Source organism: Kribbella sp. NPDC043289 (assembly GCF_056436705.1).
This window is the reverse complement of record NZ_JBWKCB010000005.1, coordinates 270,091-286,624: the sequence shown is the minus strand read 5'-3', so window position 1 is coordinate 286,624 and position 16,534 is coordinate 270,091. Positions and strand designations below refer to the sequence as shown.

The window sequence follows — 16,534 nt, the reverse complement described above, 5'->3', positions numbered from 1 at the left end:
ATCCACAGCCCCGGCCGCGGCGTCAGCCGCCGCAGTTCCGCGGTGGGATCGACGTGGTCGCCGAGCCGCCGTTCGGGTCGACGAGGACCGGGCGGAGGTCGGTGACCTGGAGGGGGAGTGAGCGGCTGAAGTTGAGGGGGATGTCGCCTTGCATGCCGCCGCCGGTCCAGTGGACGTTCCAGTACGCCGTGGCGGTGACGGTGTAGCTGCCTGCCTTCTCGCAGTGCGAGGTCTTGGTGTACTTGGAGCCGCAGGTCGGCGACGTGGGCATGCCCTTGAGGGACTTGCCGGCTGCCATCGCCTTGGTGAACGGCGTACCGGCGCCCTTGCAGGTGACCGTGTTGCCGCCGCCCATGGACCATTCGATGTGATCGACGGTGCCGGTCGCGGTGATCGAGACCCCGCCGAGCGCCGCGGTCTTCGTCTGCGGACCGGTGGTGGTCGGCCCCGGATCGGTGGCCCACATCCAGATCGGAACGTTCACGACACCGACCTGATTCGCACTCTGCACATACGGCGACAACCCAAGCTGCGGCGCCACAAAGGTCATCGTCTTCACCACCTGCTGCGCGGCAACCCGAGGATCAATGGTGCGGTGCTCGGCCGGCGGACGGACCACCGACAGCGCTCTCTCGATACCTTCCGGCTTGCCGTCCACGACACCGAGAATCACCCAGCACCTGTAGTACTTCGTACCCGGCGGGTACACCGTGGGTCCCCCCATCAGCAGCGGGGTGTCGGTCGGCGTCAGGTAACAGTGCGACGCAGCATCGAAGAACCCGTCAGCCGTCCGACACGGCACGACCTGCCCCTCGAACACACAGTCGGACCCACCAGGTTTCTTCTTCCCGGGTTTCGTCGTCACCGACGCGGTCGGCGGATCCCCGTCGTCTGCCACACTGACCAGGCATTGACCGGTCTGCGGATCCCAGTCGCAGTCAGGAGGCGCCGCCGTCGGCGTAGGTGTGGCAAGCGACGTCTGGGGAGTGAGCACAGCGGCGGCCAGCAAGCTCAACGCCGCGGCCGAGAATCTCAGCACGACGCCCCCTGATTTCTGCCTCTGGTGACCTTCCAGATGCCGCCGATCAGCTGCAGGTCGCGGTTGTCGAGCCAGCGGGTGGGCGTGCCAGGCACTCGGACGTTCTTACCGGTGGAGTCGACTGCTTTGGACTTCGACGTGTCGTAGCAGGCCTGGACAGAGGCGGTTGTGATGCTGGCGCCGGTGGGACCGGTCTTCACCGCCTTGGCCCAGAGGATCTCGATGCCTCCGATCGTCTTGATCTTCTTGACCCGGTACGTCTCGGCCTGGTTCTGCGATTTGGCCAGCTCGACCCCGGACGCGACCGTTGGCAGAGCCTGTACGGACGCGCCACCGCTGGCCGTCATCGCATTGATCACGGCGATGTACCGGCCGTAGGCGGCAACCGCCGCATCGCCGGCTGCCTTGGACTCGTCAACAGGTGTGCTCGTCGTGCTTGCCGGGCTGGACGGCTGAGACGTCGGTGCCGTGTTGGGTTGGCCGGCCTCTGGGGAGCCTTGGCAGGCCGTTAGCGCTAGGAGGGCGCAGAGGGCTGCGGTGGTGGGTCCGAGGGCCGGTCGGCGCGGCATGGGGGCTCCGTTCAACGATGCGGGTGGTGTAAGCGTCGCATACGGAGGGTGTTCGGCCGGTGCGTTATCCACAGGCGTTGCAGTTTCCTGCAACGCCGTACCGCTGGTGGTGTTACCAGTTGGTGTAGGAGTTGTCGGGGCGGTGGAGGGTGGGGAGGGGGCGGGGGTTGGCGGTGTGGGCTCGGGCTCGGGGGCGGTCGATGTCTATGCCTAGGCCGGGGAGGGTGGTGGGGTGGACTCGGCCGGGGGTGATGGTGGGGAGGTGGGTGAAGAAGGACGCCAGTTCGGGGTCGGGGGCGGCCTGGTGTTCCTGGATGACGGCAGTCGGGGTGGCGAGGTTGAGGTGCAGGGATGATGCCGCGGTCACCGGGCCGAGGGGGTTGTGGGTGGCGAGTTTGATGTGGTGGGTTTCGCAGGCGGCCGTGATCTTGCGGGCCTCGGTGAGGCCGCCGGCGATGGCGATGTCGACGCGGGCGTAGTCGATCAGTTCGTTCTCGAGGAGCGGCGCGAACTCCCACTTCGACGCGAACTGTTCCCCGGCCGCCAGCGGTACGCCGGTTCGCGCGCGCAGCATGCGGTACGAGTCGGGGTGCTCGGCGCGGAGTGCGTCCTCGACGAAGTACGGGCGGGCGGACTCGATCTCGCGGCAAAGCGTAACCGCTTCGGGTGGGTCGAGGCGGGTGTGAACGTCGAGGAGCAGCTCGATCTCGTCGCCGACGACGTCGCGGACCTCGTGGAACAGCCGGATCGATTCCCGCAGGGTACGTCGTTCGTCGAGCACGTCGGCGTCGTGCGGGACGGAGAAGCGCAGATGCCGCCACCCGTCGGACACCAGCGCCCGGCAGTGATCCAGGAAGCGCGGGCGATCGGCCATCCCGTCACCGACGTGCACGTAGCAGGGCACGTGATCACGCACCGCACCGCCGAGCAGTTGGTGCACCGGTACGCCGTACGCCTTGCCGCGGATGTCCCACAGTGCGACGTCGATCGCGGCGATCGCCGACGCGATGACACGGTCGGCCGGGTAGAAGCCGGAGCGGAACATCAGCTGCCACAGGTGCTCGGTGCGCAGCGGGTCCTCGCCGACGATCAGTGCGCCGAGGTGTTCGAGGGCGCCGGCGGCGGCCCGTTGGCGGGAGCGGAGTCCGACCTCGCCGATGCCGTGGATGCCCTCGTCGGTGTCGACCGCGACGAGCATCATCGCGTCGCCGCGGTCGGGGAGGGTGAGTACTTCCCAGCCGGTGATCTTCATGTGGCCTCTGCTCTGTTTCAGGAACGTTGTCATTGGACGATAAGTCAAGAACGGCACGGTGTGCCAGAGGGTGGGAACCGAACTGTTGACACAACCAGGAACGATTGCAAACATGTTTCAACGCTCGGCGAGGACAAGGAGATCCGGATGGCCGCCACGGTCAGGGAAGTCGCGCAGCTGGCGGGTGTCTCCCCGTCGACGGTGTCCCGGGTCTTCACCGCGCCGGACCAGGTGCAAGAGGCGACCCGGCAGAAGGTGACCGACGCCGCCCGGCAGCTCGGGTACCGGCCGGACCCGGCGGCCCGGACGCTGCGCAGCGGCCGGACCGAGTCACTCGGCCTGGTCGTCCCGGACATCGCGAACCCGTTCTTCCCGCCGATCGTCAAGGCGATGCAGGCCCGGGCCCGCAACCACGGGTACACGCTGCTGGTCGCGGACTGCGACGAGCGCGAGGCCGACGAGCTGGAGACGATCGACGCGATCGTGAAGAAGGTCGACGGTCTGGTGCTCTGGGCATCGACCTTGTCGGACGGCCGGCTGCTCGAGCTGGCCGCCGAGATCCCGCTGGTGCTGGTGAACCGGCACGTCCCGGGCATCCCGGAGCTGCAGATCTCGCTGGCGTCGGGGATCAGCCAGGCCGCCGAGCACCTGCGCGCGCTCGGTCACACGAGCTGTGTGTTCGTGAACTGCTCGCGGCCGGAACACCTGCGGGGTAAGACGATAAGAGAATCCTTCGACGCGCAGGGGCTCTCGGTCGTCGAGCTCGGCCCCTACGAACCACGCTTCGAGACCGGCCTGCACGCGGCCACGCTGGCGATCGCGAACGGCGCGACCGCCATCCTGGCGCACAACGACCTGGTGGCGATCGGTGTCCTGCACCAGTTGGCCGGCGCCGGGGTGGACGTGCCCGGCCAGGTCAGCGTGATCGGCATCGACGACACCTTGCTGGCCGGTCTGTCGATCCCTGCCCTCACCACGATCCGGATCTCGCCGCAGACGGTGGCCACCCATGCCACCGATCTGATCGTCGAGACGATCACCGGCTCGGGACCACGGTCCGTCGAGGTCGGCTCCCGGCTGATCCCCCGAGCTTCAACCGGTCCCGCGCCGCTCGGCGCCTGACCCACCGCACGACCCGGTAGTACGGCGAGGTTCCTCGCCGTACCGATCCTTCATGGAGACATTCAGATGGCTACACCGTTGCGTGTTCGTGCTGCCCTGGTGGCGGCGGCGACCGGTCTCGTTCTGACCGGCTGCGCGGGCATGACCCCAGCTAAGAACGAGACCACAAGCGGGCAGGACGGGCAGGACGTCGTACTGCGGGTGCAAGGAATGCCCGCGCCGACGGACGCGGCCGCGCTCGCGCAGTTCAAACGGCTCGTGCAGGACTTCCAGGCGAAGAACCCCGGGATCACGATCGAGGGCACCGAGAACCGGTGGGACCCGCTGACCTTCTCCGCCAAGCTGGCCGGTAAGACGATCGAGGACGTCATCCAGGTACCGCTGACCGAGCCGCAGGGTCTGATCGCCCGCGAGCACGTCCAGCCGATCACCGATCAGCTGAAGCAGTGGAGTCACTACCAGGAGTTCAACCCGCAGGTGCTGCAGCCGTTGAGCGACAGCGCGGGACACGTGTACGGGATTCCGCAGGCGCCGTTCGCGCAGGGCCTGGTGTACAACCGGAAGCTCTTCACCCAGGCGGGTCTGGACCCGGACAAGCCTCCGGCGACCTGGGACGAGGTCCGCGCGGCCGCGAAGGTGATCGCGGCGAAGACCGGCAAGGCCGGGTTCGTGCACGAGTCCAAGGGCAACACCGGCGGCTGGCAGCTGACCATGCTCGCCTACACCCACGGCGGCCCGATGCAGACCGAGCGGGACGGCAAGTTCGTTGCCACGGTCAACGACCAGGCGACCAAGGCGTCGCTCGAGCTGCTGAAGGCGATGCGCTGGACGGACAACTCGATGGGCCAGAACCAGCTGATGGACCAGGACGACGTGGTCAAGCAGTTCGCGGCCGGTCAGGTCGGCATGTTCATGGGTACGCCGGGCACGTACAAGCTGGCCAAGACCAAGTTCGGGATGAAGGACACCGCCGACTACGGCGTCACGTCGCTGCCGCAGACCGGTGGGAACGCGACGCTCGGTGGTGCCGAGGTGTTCATGGTGCCCGCGTCGGTGCCGAAGGAGAAGGTCGACGCCGCGGTGAAGTGGCTGCTGTTCGCGCAGGCCGAGCCGCAGTACGACCCGGCGATCGCCGCCGAGCGGGCGAAGGAACTCGCGAAGGATCCGAAGGCCGCGGTCGGCGTACCGACGCTGCCGATGTTCAGTACGGCGCAGCAGGACAAGATCAACGCGGCGATCAAGCCGTCGGTGAACGTCGAGCTCGAGCACTTCAAGCCCTGGCTGGACGGTACGCCGAAGCTCGCGCTGAAGCCCGAGCCGCCGGTGGCCGCGCAGAAGCTCTACACGATCCTCGACACCGTCGTGCAGTCCGTCCTCACCAAGCGCGACGCCAACGTGGACGCGTTGCTCACCAAGGCGCAGGCCGACGCGGACAAGATGCTCGCCGCGGAGCAGAAGTGACCACTCTGCTGGAGCGACGGGAGGCTGCCCCCACCAAACCCACGGTGGCGGCGGCGTCCCGGCGCCGGGCGGGACTGCGCCGGGAGCTGCTCGGCCTGGTCTTCCTCGCGCCCGCGCTGCTGGTGTTCGGCCTGTTCTCGTGGTGGCCGATCCTGCGCGGCCTGCTGATCTCCTTCCAGGAAACCAATCTGGTCGACCCCGCGGTCTGGGTAGGGCTGGAGAACTTCCAGACAGTCCTGTCCGATCCGCTGGTCGGCAAGGCGCTGACGAACACCTTGCTGTTCGTCGGACTCGGCCTCGTCATCGGCTTTCCTGCCCCGATCGTCCTCGCGGCGGTGATGTCGACGGTACGTCGTTTCGCCGGCCTCTACCGCGTCGTCGTGTACCTGCCGGTCGTTGTACCGCCCGTCGTCGCGATCCTGTTGTGGAAGTGGTTCTACGACCCGGGATCCGGTCTGTTCAACCAGCTGCTCGGGCTCGTCGGTCTCGGCCCGTACCCGTGGTTGCAGTCACCCCAGACAGCGATGCTGAGTCTGGTGCTCGAGGCAACGTGGGCGGGAATGGGCGGTGCGGCACTCATCTACCTCGCCGCGATGACCGGCGTACCGACGGAGCTCTACGAAGCGGCCGAGAGTGACGGCGCCGGGATCTGGCGACGGATCTGGCACGTGCTGCTGCCGCAGCTGCGACCGGTGATCGGGCTGCTCCTGCTGTTGCAGCTGATCGGCACGATCCAGGTGTTCACCGAGCCGTACATCTTCACCCAGGGCGGTCCGGACGACGCCACGCTCACCGTCCTGCTGCTGATCTTCCGGTACGCGTTCCAGGACGGCCGCTACGGGCAGGCCGCCGCGTTGTCGGTCTTGCTCGCGATCGTTCTCGCTGTGCTGTCCGCGGTCTACCTCCGCCTGACCAGAAGCTGGAGCACCAAGTGAGCGAGCCGATGACGACGTTCACGTCGAGCAACGACCTGCGCCGACCGGGTACGGCGTTCGCGCTGCGGGCCATCCAGGTGCTCACCCTGCTGGGCCTGGTGGCCATCGGGGTGGGACCGCTGTTCTGGACCGTGAAGGGTGCGGTGTCGCCGCCCACCGAGATGATCACGCATCCGCTCCGGCTGTGGCCGGCCGAGGCGGAGCTGGACAACTTCGCCCGCGCCTTCACCGAACTCGGCGTCGGCCACTACCTGGCCAACACCGTCCAGGTCGTGATCGGTTCCTGGGCCGTGCAGCTGGTGGTGGCGATGACTGCCGGGTTCGCGTTCGCGGTGATCCGCCCGCGGATCGGCCGCTATGTGTACGGCGCCATTCTCGCGACGATGTTCGTGCCGTACACCGTCTCGCTGGTCAGCCTGTTCCTCACCGTCCTGGACGTCCCGCTGCTGCACCTGAACCTGCTCGATACATACTGGGCGATCTGGCTGCCGGCCGGCGCGAACGCCTTCAACGTGCTGCTGGCGACCCGGTTCTTCGAAGCCCTCCCACAAGAGCTGTACGACGCCGCGAAGGTCGACGGCGCGAGCACCTGGCAACTCCTGACCAAGATCGTGCTGCCGATGAGCCGGCCGGTGATCGCGGTGATCAGCCTGCTGGCGATCATGCACTCCTGGAAGGAGTTCATCTGGCCGCTCGTCGTGATCTCCGACCCGAAGCTGCAGCCGATCAGCGTCGCGCTGGCCAACCTGGTCGACTCCGCGCCGCTGGACGAGCTGATCGCCGCGATGGCGATGGCGCTCGCGCCGCCGGTGCTCGTCTTCCTCGTCCTGCAGCGGTACGTCGTGGCCGGCCTCGGCTTCACGGGGGTGAAGGGCTGATGATTCGCAGACGAACCGTCCTCGGTGGCGCCGTCGCCGCGACCGTCATCGGTACGACGACGAGTCCGGCGCACGCGGCCGACGTACAGATCGCCGACTCGGCGACGAGTCCGACGATCGTCCTGGTCGCCGTCGCTGACGCGGGCGGTGTGCCGGGGCACGTGAAGGTGCTCGACGGCGGTGGAGTGCAGCGTTTCGATTTGACCACCTTCGAGTACGCGTACATGTCCGGCACGGACAAGATCGTCCAGCGGACCACCGGCATCACGTCGATCGAGTCCACGAGCGCGACCCAGTTCGTCATCACCTACACGGCACCGATCGGTCAGGTCGTCGGCACGTTCACCGTTGGGTTGCGGAAGGCCCGTATCCGTTGGGATGTCAGCAGTGTGACGAACCTGCGCACCGACAGTTTCCGCATCGCCCGCGTCGTCACGGGTACGGCGACCGAGCACTACGACCCGGTGGCGTTGTGGAACCGCGACCGCGATCCCTCCACGGGTGCGCTGCGCGGCGGCGTACCGTTCGAGACGACCAACGGTGTCTGCTACTCCTACACCTGGTCGGACGCCCGTGCGGTCATCCGCGTCCCGCAGAGCACTGTTGCCTTCAGCACCGGTGGTTACCTGCATGCGGTCGGTGACGCGGCCGGCTTCGTCGAGAGCACGATCGTCCTCGGTGTGATGCGGCCGCACTCGGCCGGCGTGATCGCCCGCGACGGCGACCTCGGCATCGACCTGTGGACCGACCAACCGTTCAACCTGTGGAACACCGGCGGATCCCGGACCGTCAACCTCCAGGTCGTCAACGCGGCCCTGACCAGTCGAACGGTGCGCGTCGACTGGGTAGCGCGAGACTGGAACGGCGGGACGACCTCCGGTACGACGAGCGGCTCGGTCGGCGCCCGCGGCGTCTGGAACGCGAACTTCGCGGTCACCCTCGGCGCCCGCGACATCCGCTTCGTCGAGGCGGTCGTGTACGACGGCACGACGGAGGCCGCGTTCGCCCGGACGACGCTGTCCGTGCTGTCGACGTACACCTACGGCGACACCGAGCAGAGCACGTTCGGGATGGGGAACTTCGCCTACCTGGAGGAGCCGTCGAGCAGCGACGTACTCGGGCTGCTGCAACTCGTCGGCATGAAATGGATCCGCACCGCCTACCGCGCCTACAACGGGTACGTCGCCTCGCCCGGGCCGACCGTGGACGCACTGGACCAAGACGGATTCCTGCACAACCTGCAACTCGCACGGGACCTCCCCTGGGGCGGTACGACGTCTGCCGCGTGGGCCGACGACATGGTCGGTCGCGCGATGTACTCCGGCGCCCGCTACTACGAGTGCGCCAACGAACTGAACCTCACCGCGGCCGACAAAACGCCGGCGCAGTACGTCGCCGACGTCCTGCAACCGTTGCGGACAGCAATGACCAGCAAGGGCGCGACGTTCAAGGTGATGACCTGCGGGCTGGCCGGATATCCCGAGCAGTGGATCCAGGACTTCGGCGCCGCCGGCGGGTGGAATCACGTCGACGTACTCGCGTACCACCCGGGCCGCGGCAACTACACCGCCGACTACGAACCATCCGAGCCGTGGTCGAACGAGACCCGCTGGAACTTCCTCGGCACCCTGAAGAAGGCCCGCGCCCAAGCCGATGCCGCCGGCAACAAGGAACTCTGGCTCACCGAGGCGTACGCCGGAACGCTGCCGAACCGCTGGTGGACCGACACCTATCGCAACGCCGCGGAGAACGTCCTGCTGCAGCTGGCCCTGGCCAAGGTGCACGGAGTCCGGGGCGTCACGTGGTACACCCTGAACGACTCGATCCAGCAGCAGCCGATGGAGGCCGACCCGGACAGCGTCGAATACCACCACGGCCTGCTGCACCGTGACCTCGGCGCGAAGCCCTCACTGCTGGCGTTCGCGACCGCCGCTCGTTGGCTCGACCAATCGACTTGGCTCGGTTGGGCCGACCTCGGTGATCCGGACCTGTTCGGTCTGGTCTTCTCGACACCGACCGGCAAGGTCAACCTGCTGTGGTCCCGCAAGGACGGCTACGTCCTGAACGACGACCCGAACCGGCGGATCGCGACCAGCACCGCGTACTACCGCACTCCCGAACCGTGGGAGGACCTGTGGCCCACCAAGACGAACGTCACCGTCCCGACCCCGGCCTCGAGCACCAGCGTCCGCGAGCTGAACTGCCTCGGCATGGACGTCGCCACACACCAAGCAGTCAACGCGCAGGTCACCGTCACCCTGGACGGCTCGCCGCGCATCTTCATCGGTCTAGCCCTGCCCCTGACCACCGGAGGAACGCCATGACAGAACAAGAATCCATCCAGTCCAGGCCGACCCGGCGAACGTTCGTGGCCGGATCGATGGTCGCCGCCGGAGTGGCCGGCGGAATCCTCCCGACGGGCAGCGCGCGGGCCGCGACGGCGTACACGCTCAGCGCGGACGGCATCACGGTCACGGCCGAGACCGACGGCACCATCGTGGTCGGCGACGGGACCGAGCGGATCCGGATCGGGCACTTCCAGGTCAAGGACACCGTGCTCGGCGGGCAGCGATCGTTCAGCGGCAAGCCGTCGCTGGTGACGCTGCCCGACGGGCGGCAGGCGATCCGCGTGGACTACACGATGGGCGCGGCCGCGAAGACCATCACGGTGACCGGGACCTTCGACGTCACCGCGCGGCGGCTGCACATGCGCTGGGACGCGACCAGTTCGAACCAGATGTACCTGAACTCGCAGTTCAGCCGGACCGCCGTGAACCCGACCGCCGCCGAGTACCCGACCGCGGTCACCCGGTGGAACCGCGACGCGGGCGGTGGCGTGCCGTACGAGACCAACGACGGCATGGTCTACACCGAGACCTGGGCGGATACCCGGGCATACTTCCGGCTCGCCTCCAGCCGCCCGGACTGGACGACCGCGTCCTGGATGCACATCGTCGGCACGTACGACGCGCTCGGGGTCCTGCGGCACGAGGCGGATCTCGTGCTCGGCAACCTGCGCGAGGTCGCCGCGAACGCGGCTGCCGTCGGGCGTCCGGTCGGCGTCGACATCTGGACCGATCAGCCGTTCAACCTCTGGTACGAGACCGGCCGGCCGATGCCGCTCAACGTGCAGGTCGTGGCCGGCAGCACGGTCAGCGCGCCAGTGACGCTGAGCTGGTTCGCCCGTGACTTCGACGGTACGACGCTCGCAAGCGGATCGACCGTACTGACGCTGGGGCCGGGCCAGAGCACCGACCAGCGGGTCGTCGTACCGGCGCTGAAGCAGCAGGGCGTGGCGTTCGTGGAGGTGAAGGCGTCGACCGGTGGGGTGGAGGCCTTTGCGCGGACCACGCTCGCCGTACTGCCGTCGTACGCGTACCGCGGCGGTGGGATGTTCGGTATCGCGAACTACCCGTGGTTGCTGAAGCCGAGCAAGGCCGATGTCGCCACGCTGCTGCAGAAGATCGGCGTCGCCTCGGTGCGGATCGCGTACACCGGCGCGCCCGGGATCCCGCCCGCCGAGCTCGAGGCGATGGGCATCATGCCGAACATCCAGCACGGTGACGTCGTCTTCGACTCGACGCCCGAACAGGCCAAGGCGTGGGCGGCCGAGTTGGTCGACGTCGTCGTCGACGCCCGCGCGCGGTACTTCGAGGTCGACAACGAACGCAACCAGCCGTGGATGTCCGGCCTGTACGCCGACAAGTACATCCGCGACGGTTTGAAGCCTGTGGTCGACCGGCTCGCTGAGGTCGGGTCCGACGTGAAGGTGATGAACAACGGTCTCGGCGGGATGGACGTCAACTGGGTCGACAGTTTCCACGCGCACGGCGGCTGGGACCTGATCGACGTGTTCGCGTTCCACCCCGGCCGCGGCAACTTCACGCCGGACTACGCGCCGACGCCGGACGAATGGGTGACCGGCTCGAACGGGTCGTACTGGAACTTCCTCGGCGGCGTTCGCGAGGCCAAGCGCCGGATCCGCGAGTACGGCCACAAGGAACTGTGGCTGACCGAGGCCTACGCCTGCACGCGGCCGAACCAGTGGTGGAACGACACCATGCGTCAGGCGGCCGAGAACGTCCTGCTGACGATGGCGCTGGCGAAGGCCGAAGGTGTGGACGGCGTGAACTGGTACCAGTTGCACGACACCACGATCTATCACCCGCAGGAGGCCGACCCGGCGAACCCGGAGTACCACTTCGGCCTGATGAACCGGGACCTCTCGGCGAAGCCGTCGCTGCTCGCGTTCGCGACCGGGACCCGGGTGCTGGAGGAGGCGGAGTTCGTGCGCTGGCTGGACTTCTCGAAGCTCGACAAGCACCTGCAGGGGCTGCTGTTCATGACGCCCGAGGGTCCGCTGTCGATGCTCTGGAGCCGCAAGGACGGATACCTGCTGAACGTGAAGCACGAGGAGGGCAAGCCGTACTACCCGCACCCCGAGGTCTGGGAGGACGACTGGCCGACCAAGACGAACGTCGTCGTACCCGGTGGCGACCTGGTCGAGATCGACTGCATCGGTCGGCACCGCACGCTGACCGGATCGCGGATCAAGCTCACGCTCGACGGCTCCCCTCGGCTGTACCGCGGCCTGTCTGCGCGTCCCGAACAGCAGCTCCGGCTCGCGTGAATCAGCTCTCCGCCACCGGGCTGTCGACAGGTGCCGTCGGTCCTTCAGGAGCGGCACGGTAGGTGTCCAGGGCCGACAGCCCGGGGTAGAAGTCGGAGGTAACGAGGTCACTGACCAACAGCCACATGGCGCGTTCCTCCTCGATGCCGTAGGGGATCCTGAGCCCGAGCGCCTCCGCCAGGGGCCGTCGACCCAGGTTCACCATGGCACGGACCGCGCCGGCCCATTCGTCGGTGGCCTCGATGGCGAGGCGGTACCAGATCGTGGTCAGCAGCAGGAGACCAAGAACCGTCGCGCCAGTCACCCAGGGGCGCGCGGCGACGCCGACCGCGAGGGTCACGACCAGCGCGACGACCACGAGCAGGTGGCCGTAGAGCAGGCAGATGAAGAAGTCGACAGTCATCCGGGCGTCGTCGGTCTGCTTGCGTGCCGCCTCCGGGACGGCGGCGTTGAGCTCGTGCCAGAGCACCTGGGAATCGAGGCGGTACCGGTTATGCCCGTACTCCTCGAAGCGCCGGATCGCGTTGCCCAGTCGGGTCGGGGCGACCTGCCGATCGTCCAGGGGATAGCGATGCAGCCGCTCCCTGAGCACACCGAGCCAGACCGAGCCCCGCCGGACATCCTCGTCGGCGTACCGGCCGACGACCGGGTGCGCGCGGAAGGCGGCCAGTTTGGGTGCGTCGCCGGTCAGTTGGCCCGCTCGTTCCTGTCGAGCTAGCACCGCGGCGTCAACGCGGTTCCGCAGTAGGTGCTTGGTGGTTAGCTGCCGTCGGAGCCCAGCTTGGGACAGCCGTTTGGGCCAGCCGAGATAGCCCTCCAGGACGCGGTACAGCGGAGTCTGTACCGCGGCCAGGACGAGGCCCAACACGGTGGTGGTGACCAGTCCGGCAATCGCTGCCCGGGCTGCGTCGGTGCCGGTCGTGCCGAATCCGACCAGCGCCGGCGCGGCCACGAATCCGAAGATCAGCACGTTGATCAGGCTGGGTAGGATCCACCCGACCAGCAACGCCCGTCCGCTGCTGAGGGCGCCCTGGAGGATGCCGGTCATCGGCTAGCCGTTTCGCGCAGAACGGCGTACTCGGCGCAGTGCCGCGCGAAACCACGGTTCACGCAGGTCGTCGTACGGGCCGGGGATCTCGTCGGCGCGCCCGGCCGGTACCTCCCCATCGCGCTGCTGCGCGGCGACGGACTCGGCGAAGGCACTGCCACGCGCGCTGAGCTTGTCGGTTTCCAAGAACCAAGGACCTGGTGGACGGGCCCCGATCCGATCCGAAAGATCCTGCGCCTCGGCCGTGGTGTCGTTCGCGGGTCGGTCAGGCCGCTCGACGCGTTGCCGAACATAGGCGTCGAGGTACTCGTGGGCAAGTCCGAGCAACTCGGTGGACTCGCTCCGGACATCCCGGGTGAACGGGAGGCGCGCGGTCTCGCGCGCCTGCAGGATTGCGCCGAGGGCGACACGCAGATCAGATGAGTCCTCCGGATCCTGAGCAGCCAGACCGGCCAACTGCTCCAGGATCGGCTGAACCTCGGCCTCGACTTGCCGCATGACGACCTCGAGCTCGAACCGGTCGGCTGCAAATTGCTCTGACTCGGACCGAACGGGCCGGCTGCCGAATCCGTAGCCGTACCCACGCAGGCGCCTGACAGCTATCGCCACAGTCGTCCGCGCCACCTGGATCGCATCGTCAGCCTCATCCATGCGAACTGACTGTACTGGCATGGGGACTGTCAGTTCGCGTGTCTGCAGCTTGCTGCCATACCTACTCGGGCCAGCTGTCACCGGCCTTGTTCGGGTCTGGTGGGTCTGGCAGGCTGGTCAGGTTTGTACTCGGGCGGAAGGGGTCTGCTATGCGGTTTCATCAGGATCGGGAGCCGGACGGGGACCTGACGTTCAGTGATGTGTTCCTGGTGCCGAATCGGTCCCGGGTGACGTCGCGGCTGGACGTCGATCTGTCGACGAGTGACGGGACCGGGGCCTCGATTCCGGTGGTGGCGGCGAACATGACCGCCGTGTCGGGGCGGCGGATGGCCGAGACGATCGCCCGGTGTGGTGGGCTGGCGGTGATTCCGCAGGACATCCCGGTGGACGTGGTGGCCGAGGTGGTTGCCTGGATCAAGCAACGGGACCCTGTGCACGACACCGCGCTGACGCTGCCGCCGACCGGGACGGTGGGGGAGGCGCTCAACCTGCTGCCGAAGCGGAACCACGGCGCGGTCGTCGTTGTCGACCATGGGCGGCCGGTCGGGGTGGTGACCGAGGCGGACTGTGCGGGTGCCGATCGGTTCACTCAACTGGACGCGATCATGTCGCGCGAGTTGCTGACCGTGCCCGAAGGGATCGACCCCGAGGCCGCGTTCAACCAGCTCCACGACGGCCGGCACCGACTCGCGCCCGTGGTGGACGCGAGCGGGCAGATCGTCGGCATCCTCACCCGCCAGCGCGCCCTCCGCGCCACGCTCTACGACCCCGCTCTGGACGCGAACGGCAACCTGCGCGTGGCGGCCGCGATCGGGATCAACGGTGACGCCGAGCAGAAGGCCAAGGCGCTGCTCGACGTCGGCATCGACGTACTGGTCATCGACACCGCGCATGGTCACCAGGAGCGGATGCTCGAGGTGGTCGAGCGTGTGCGCTCCCTCGGCCCGCAGGTGCCGATCGTGGCTGGCAACGTCGTCACCGCCGAGGGCGTCACCGATCTGGTGAACGCGGGCGCGGACATCGTGAAGGTCGGCGTCGGTCCCGGCGCGATGTGTACGACCCGGATGCAGACCGCAGTCGGCCGGCCACAGTTCTCCGCGGTCCTCGAGTGCGCGACCCGGGCGCGGGAGCTCGGCAAACACGTCTGGGCGGACGGCGGCGTACGGCATCCTCGTGACGTCGCGCTGGCCCTCGCCGCGGGTGCGTCGAGCGTGATGATCGGGTCCTGGTTCGCCGGGACGTACGAGTCACCCGGCGACCCGCACCGGGACAGCCAGGGGCGGATCTACAAGGAGAGCTTCGGGATGGCCTCGGCCCGCGCCGTCCGGTCCCGGACCGCCGAGGACTCGCCGTTCCAGCGGGCTCGGAAGAGCATCTTCGAGGAGGGCATCTCGACCGCCCGGATGTACCTCGACCCGGAGCGCCCGAGCGTGGAAGACCTGCTGGACTCGATCGTCTCCGGCATCCGCAGCTCCTGCACGTACGTCGGGGCCGCGACCCTCGCCGAGTACCACGACCGTGCCGTCGTCGGGCTCCAGACCGCCGCCGGGTACTCCGAGGGCAAACCGCTCAGCACCAGTTGGTAGCCGTCGCCTGTCTCACCCGCCGGGTGAGGTTCGCGACTCCCCAAGTTCATGCGCCGGGCGATGGTCACCGGTCGCCTTCGGTGGCACGGTGTTGTGACAAGGGGGAGGGAGGGCATCGGGCGATCCGTCGGGGGGTCGGAGATCTCGTGGGGGCACGGGACCGATCGACGCGGGGGTCTCACTGTTACCGGTGCCCTACTCGTGGTCGTGGGCGGTGTTGAAGAGTTCGGCCGAGGCTTGGGAGGGCGACTCGGGAGCTCGTTCCACCGCCCGCGACTGCTGCCTTGATCCGGGCAGTCCACCGATCTGCTTGGCAAGTCGCCGGGTACGGCGGCATAGTCGAGGGATCGATGCTGCACGGGTATGGGGAGCCGGGGCGTGGACGCAGACAAGGGTGCCCCGCTACGGGTTGACGCGGAGACCGCGATCATCCTGCGCGAGGCGTACCACAAGATCGAGGCGCTCTTCCGATCCGACCACTACGGCCTGTACGACTACGTCCGGGTGGTGGCCGGGAAGGTCGCGCCCGTCGACGCGTTCTTCGTCGGGTTCCTGCAGGGCGCCAGCCGGGTCCGCTACCCGTACGGGTACGACGACGGCCACTACGTCACTCCGGACACCCATATCTTCGGTCCGAACGGTCAGACCGCCTGGCTGGTGAAGCACCGGCAGACGTACCGGTTTGCCTACGACAACGGGTCCGCGCTGCATGCCGGCGTACCGGTGGGGCCGGTCGGACGGCGGTCCGAGGACGCGGTGACGGTGCCGATCTTCCGGGCGGCCAAGGACGGGCCCGACCAGCTGTTCGGGCTGCTGTCGATGCAGAGCTACACACCCAAGGCGTACGACGACAACGCGATCCGGGCGTTCGAGTGGTTGTGCGAGGTGGTGGAGCGCGTCCTGACCCGTGAGGGCGAGGACCGGCAGGCGCTGCGCCGGCTGCCGGCCGGGGACATCGGGCCCAACCTGCTGACCTCGGACCACGTGATGGAGTACCTGACGCATCGGGTGGCGTCGATCCGGGAGATCGCGGCCGAGGCGTTGCAGGAGCCCGACGTGAGCGCGGGCGTCCATACGCACCTGGAACGGATCATGAACGCCACCGAGCACATCCAGTCCGAGCTGATCGAGATGCTGATGGAGACCGACGAGGGGCCGGAGCGCCGGTTCAGCAGTCTCACCAAGGCACAGCAGGGGGTCGCCGTACTGCTCGCCGACGGCCTCGACAACGACCAGCTCGCCGCGGAACTCGGCGTCAGCCTGAACACGGTCAAGACCCACCTGAGCGCGATCCTCCGCAAATACGGCCTCCGCAACCGAGCCCAAGCCGCCGACGACGTCCGCCGCTACCTGGCCCGCTGAC

13 protein-coding genes are annotated in these 16,534 nt (G+C 68.0%); 8 read left to right on the top strand and 5 right to left on the bottom strand.

Annotated features, from left to right (window positions below; translation table 11 throughout):
* Positions 1-22 precede the first annotated feature (22 nt).
* From AC0662_RS29045 to AC0662_RS29035, 3 genes are all read right to left on the bottom strand, one after another.
* A complete protein-coding gene (locus AC0662_RS29045) occupies positions 23-1,039 on the bottom strand; it encodes a hypothetical protein (protein WP_478304582.1) in 1,017 nt (338 codons plus the stop codon).
* A complete protein-coding gene (locus AC0662_RS29040; RefSeq protein ID WP_478304581.1) occupies positions 1,033-1,608 on the bottom strand; it encodes a hypothetical protein in 576 nt (191 codons plus the stop codon). Before AC0662_RS29040 ends, AC0662_RS29045 begins: the two co-directional genes overlap by 7 nt.
* A gap of 112 nt (positions 1,609-1,720) precedes the next feature.
* On the bottom strand, positions 1,721-2,860 hold the full coding sequence (locus AC0662_RS29035; protein WP_478304579.1) for a mandelate racemase/muconate lactonizing enzyme family protein: 1,140 nt from the start codon (positions 2,858-2,860) through the stop codon (positions 1,721-1,723).
* A gap of 147 nt (positions 2,861-3,007) precedes the next feature.
* Between AC0662_RS29035 and AC0662_RS29030 the strand changes: the two genes are divergently transcribed.
* From AC0662_RS29030 to AC0662_RS29005, 6 genes are all read left to right on the top strand, one after another.
* The gene (locus AC0662_RS29030) at positions 3,008-3,982 is read left to right on the top strand and encodes a LacI family DNA-binding transcriptional regulator (RefSeq protein WP_478304577.1); all 975 of its coding nucleotides are present in this window, start codon (positions 3,008-3,010) and stop codon (positions 3,980-3,982) included.
* A 66-nt stretch (positions 3,983-4,048) separates the two neighbouring features.
* Positions 4,049-5,443 carry an ABC transporter substrate-binding protein gene (locus AC0662_RS29025; RefSeq protein ID WP_478304575.1) on the top strand — a complete coding sequence of 465 codons (1,395 nt, stop codon included), beginning with the start codon at positions 4,049-4,051 and terminating at the stop codon, positions 5,441-5,443.
* Positions 5,440-6,378, top strand: a complete 939-nt coding sequence (locus tag AC0662_RS29020; protein WP_452197031.1) for a carbohydrate ABC transporter permease — start codon at positions 5,440-5,442, stop codon at positions 6,376-6,378. Before AC0662_RS29025 ends, AC0662_RS29020 begins: the two co-directional genes overlap by 4 nt.
* Positions 6,375-7,256: a carbohydrate ABC transporter permease gene (locus tag AC0662_RS29015; protein ID WP_452197032.1), complete on the top strand. Its 882-nt coding sequence runs from the start codon at positions 6,375-6,377 to the stop codon at positions 7,254-7,256. The genes AC0662_RS29020 and AC0662_RS29015 overlap by 4 nt, the downstream gene beginning before the upstream one ends.
* Positions 7,256-9,580 (top strand): hypothetical protein, encoded by a 2,325-nt coding sequence (locus tag AC0662_RS29010; RefSeq protein WP_478304572.1) that lies wholly within the window; start codon positions 7,256-7,258, stop codon positions 9,578-9,580. Before AC0662_RS29015 ends, AC0662_RS29010 begins: the two co-directional genes overlap by 1 nt.
* On the top strand, positions 9,577-11,886 hold the full coding sequence (locus tag AC0662_RS29005) for a hypothetical protein (protein WP_478304570.1): 2,310 nt from the start codon (positions 9,577-9,579) through the stop codon (positions 11,884-11,886). Before AC0662_RS29010 ends, AC0662_RS29005 begins: the two co-directional genes overlap by 4 nt.
* A gap of 1 nt (position 11,887) precedes the next feature.
* Here AC0662_RS29005 and AC0662_RS29000 read toward each other — a convergent pair whose 3' ends face one another.
* A complete protein-coding gene (locus AC0662_RS29000) occupies positions 11,888-12,934 on the bottom strand; it encodes a hypothetical protein (RefSeq protein ID WP_452197035.1) in 1,047 nt (348 codons plus the stop codon).
* 3 nt (positions 12,935-12,937) lie between these two features.
* Positions 12,938-13,585 (bottom strand): hypothetical protein, encoded by a 648-nt coding sequence (locus AC0662_RS28995; RefSeq protein ID WP_478304568.1) that lies wholly within the window; start codon positions 13,583-13,585, stop codon positions 12,938-12,940.
* Positions 13,586-13,734: 149 nt separating this feature from the next.
* Here AC0662_RS28995 and AC0662_RS28990 point away from each other — a divergent pair, with 149 nt between their 5' ends.
* Both AC0662_RS28990 and AC0662_RS28985 read left to right on the top strand, forming a co-directional pair.
* A complete protein-coding gene (locus AC0662_RS28990) occupies positions 13,735-15,171 on the top strand; it encodes a GuaB1 family IMP dehydrogenase-related protein (RefSeq protein ID WP_478304566.1) in 1,437 nt (478 codons plus the stop codon).
* 378 nt (positions 15,172-15,549) lie between these two features.
* A complete protein-coding gene (locus tag AC0662_RS28985) occupies positions 15,550-16,533 on the top strand; it encodes a helix-turn-helix transcriptional regulator (RefSeq protein ID WP_452197038.1) in 984 nt (327 codons plus the stop codon).
* Position 16,534 lies beyond the last annotated feature (1 nt).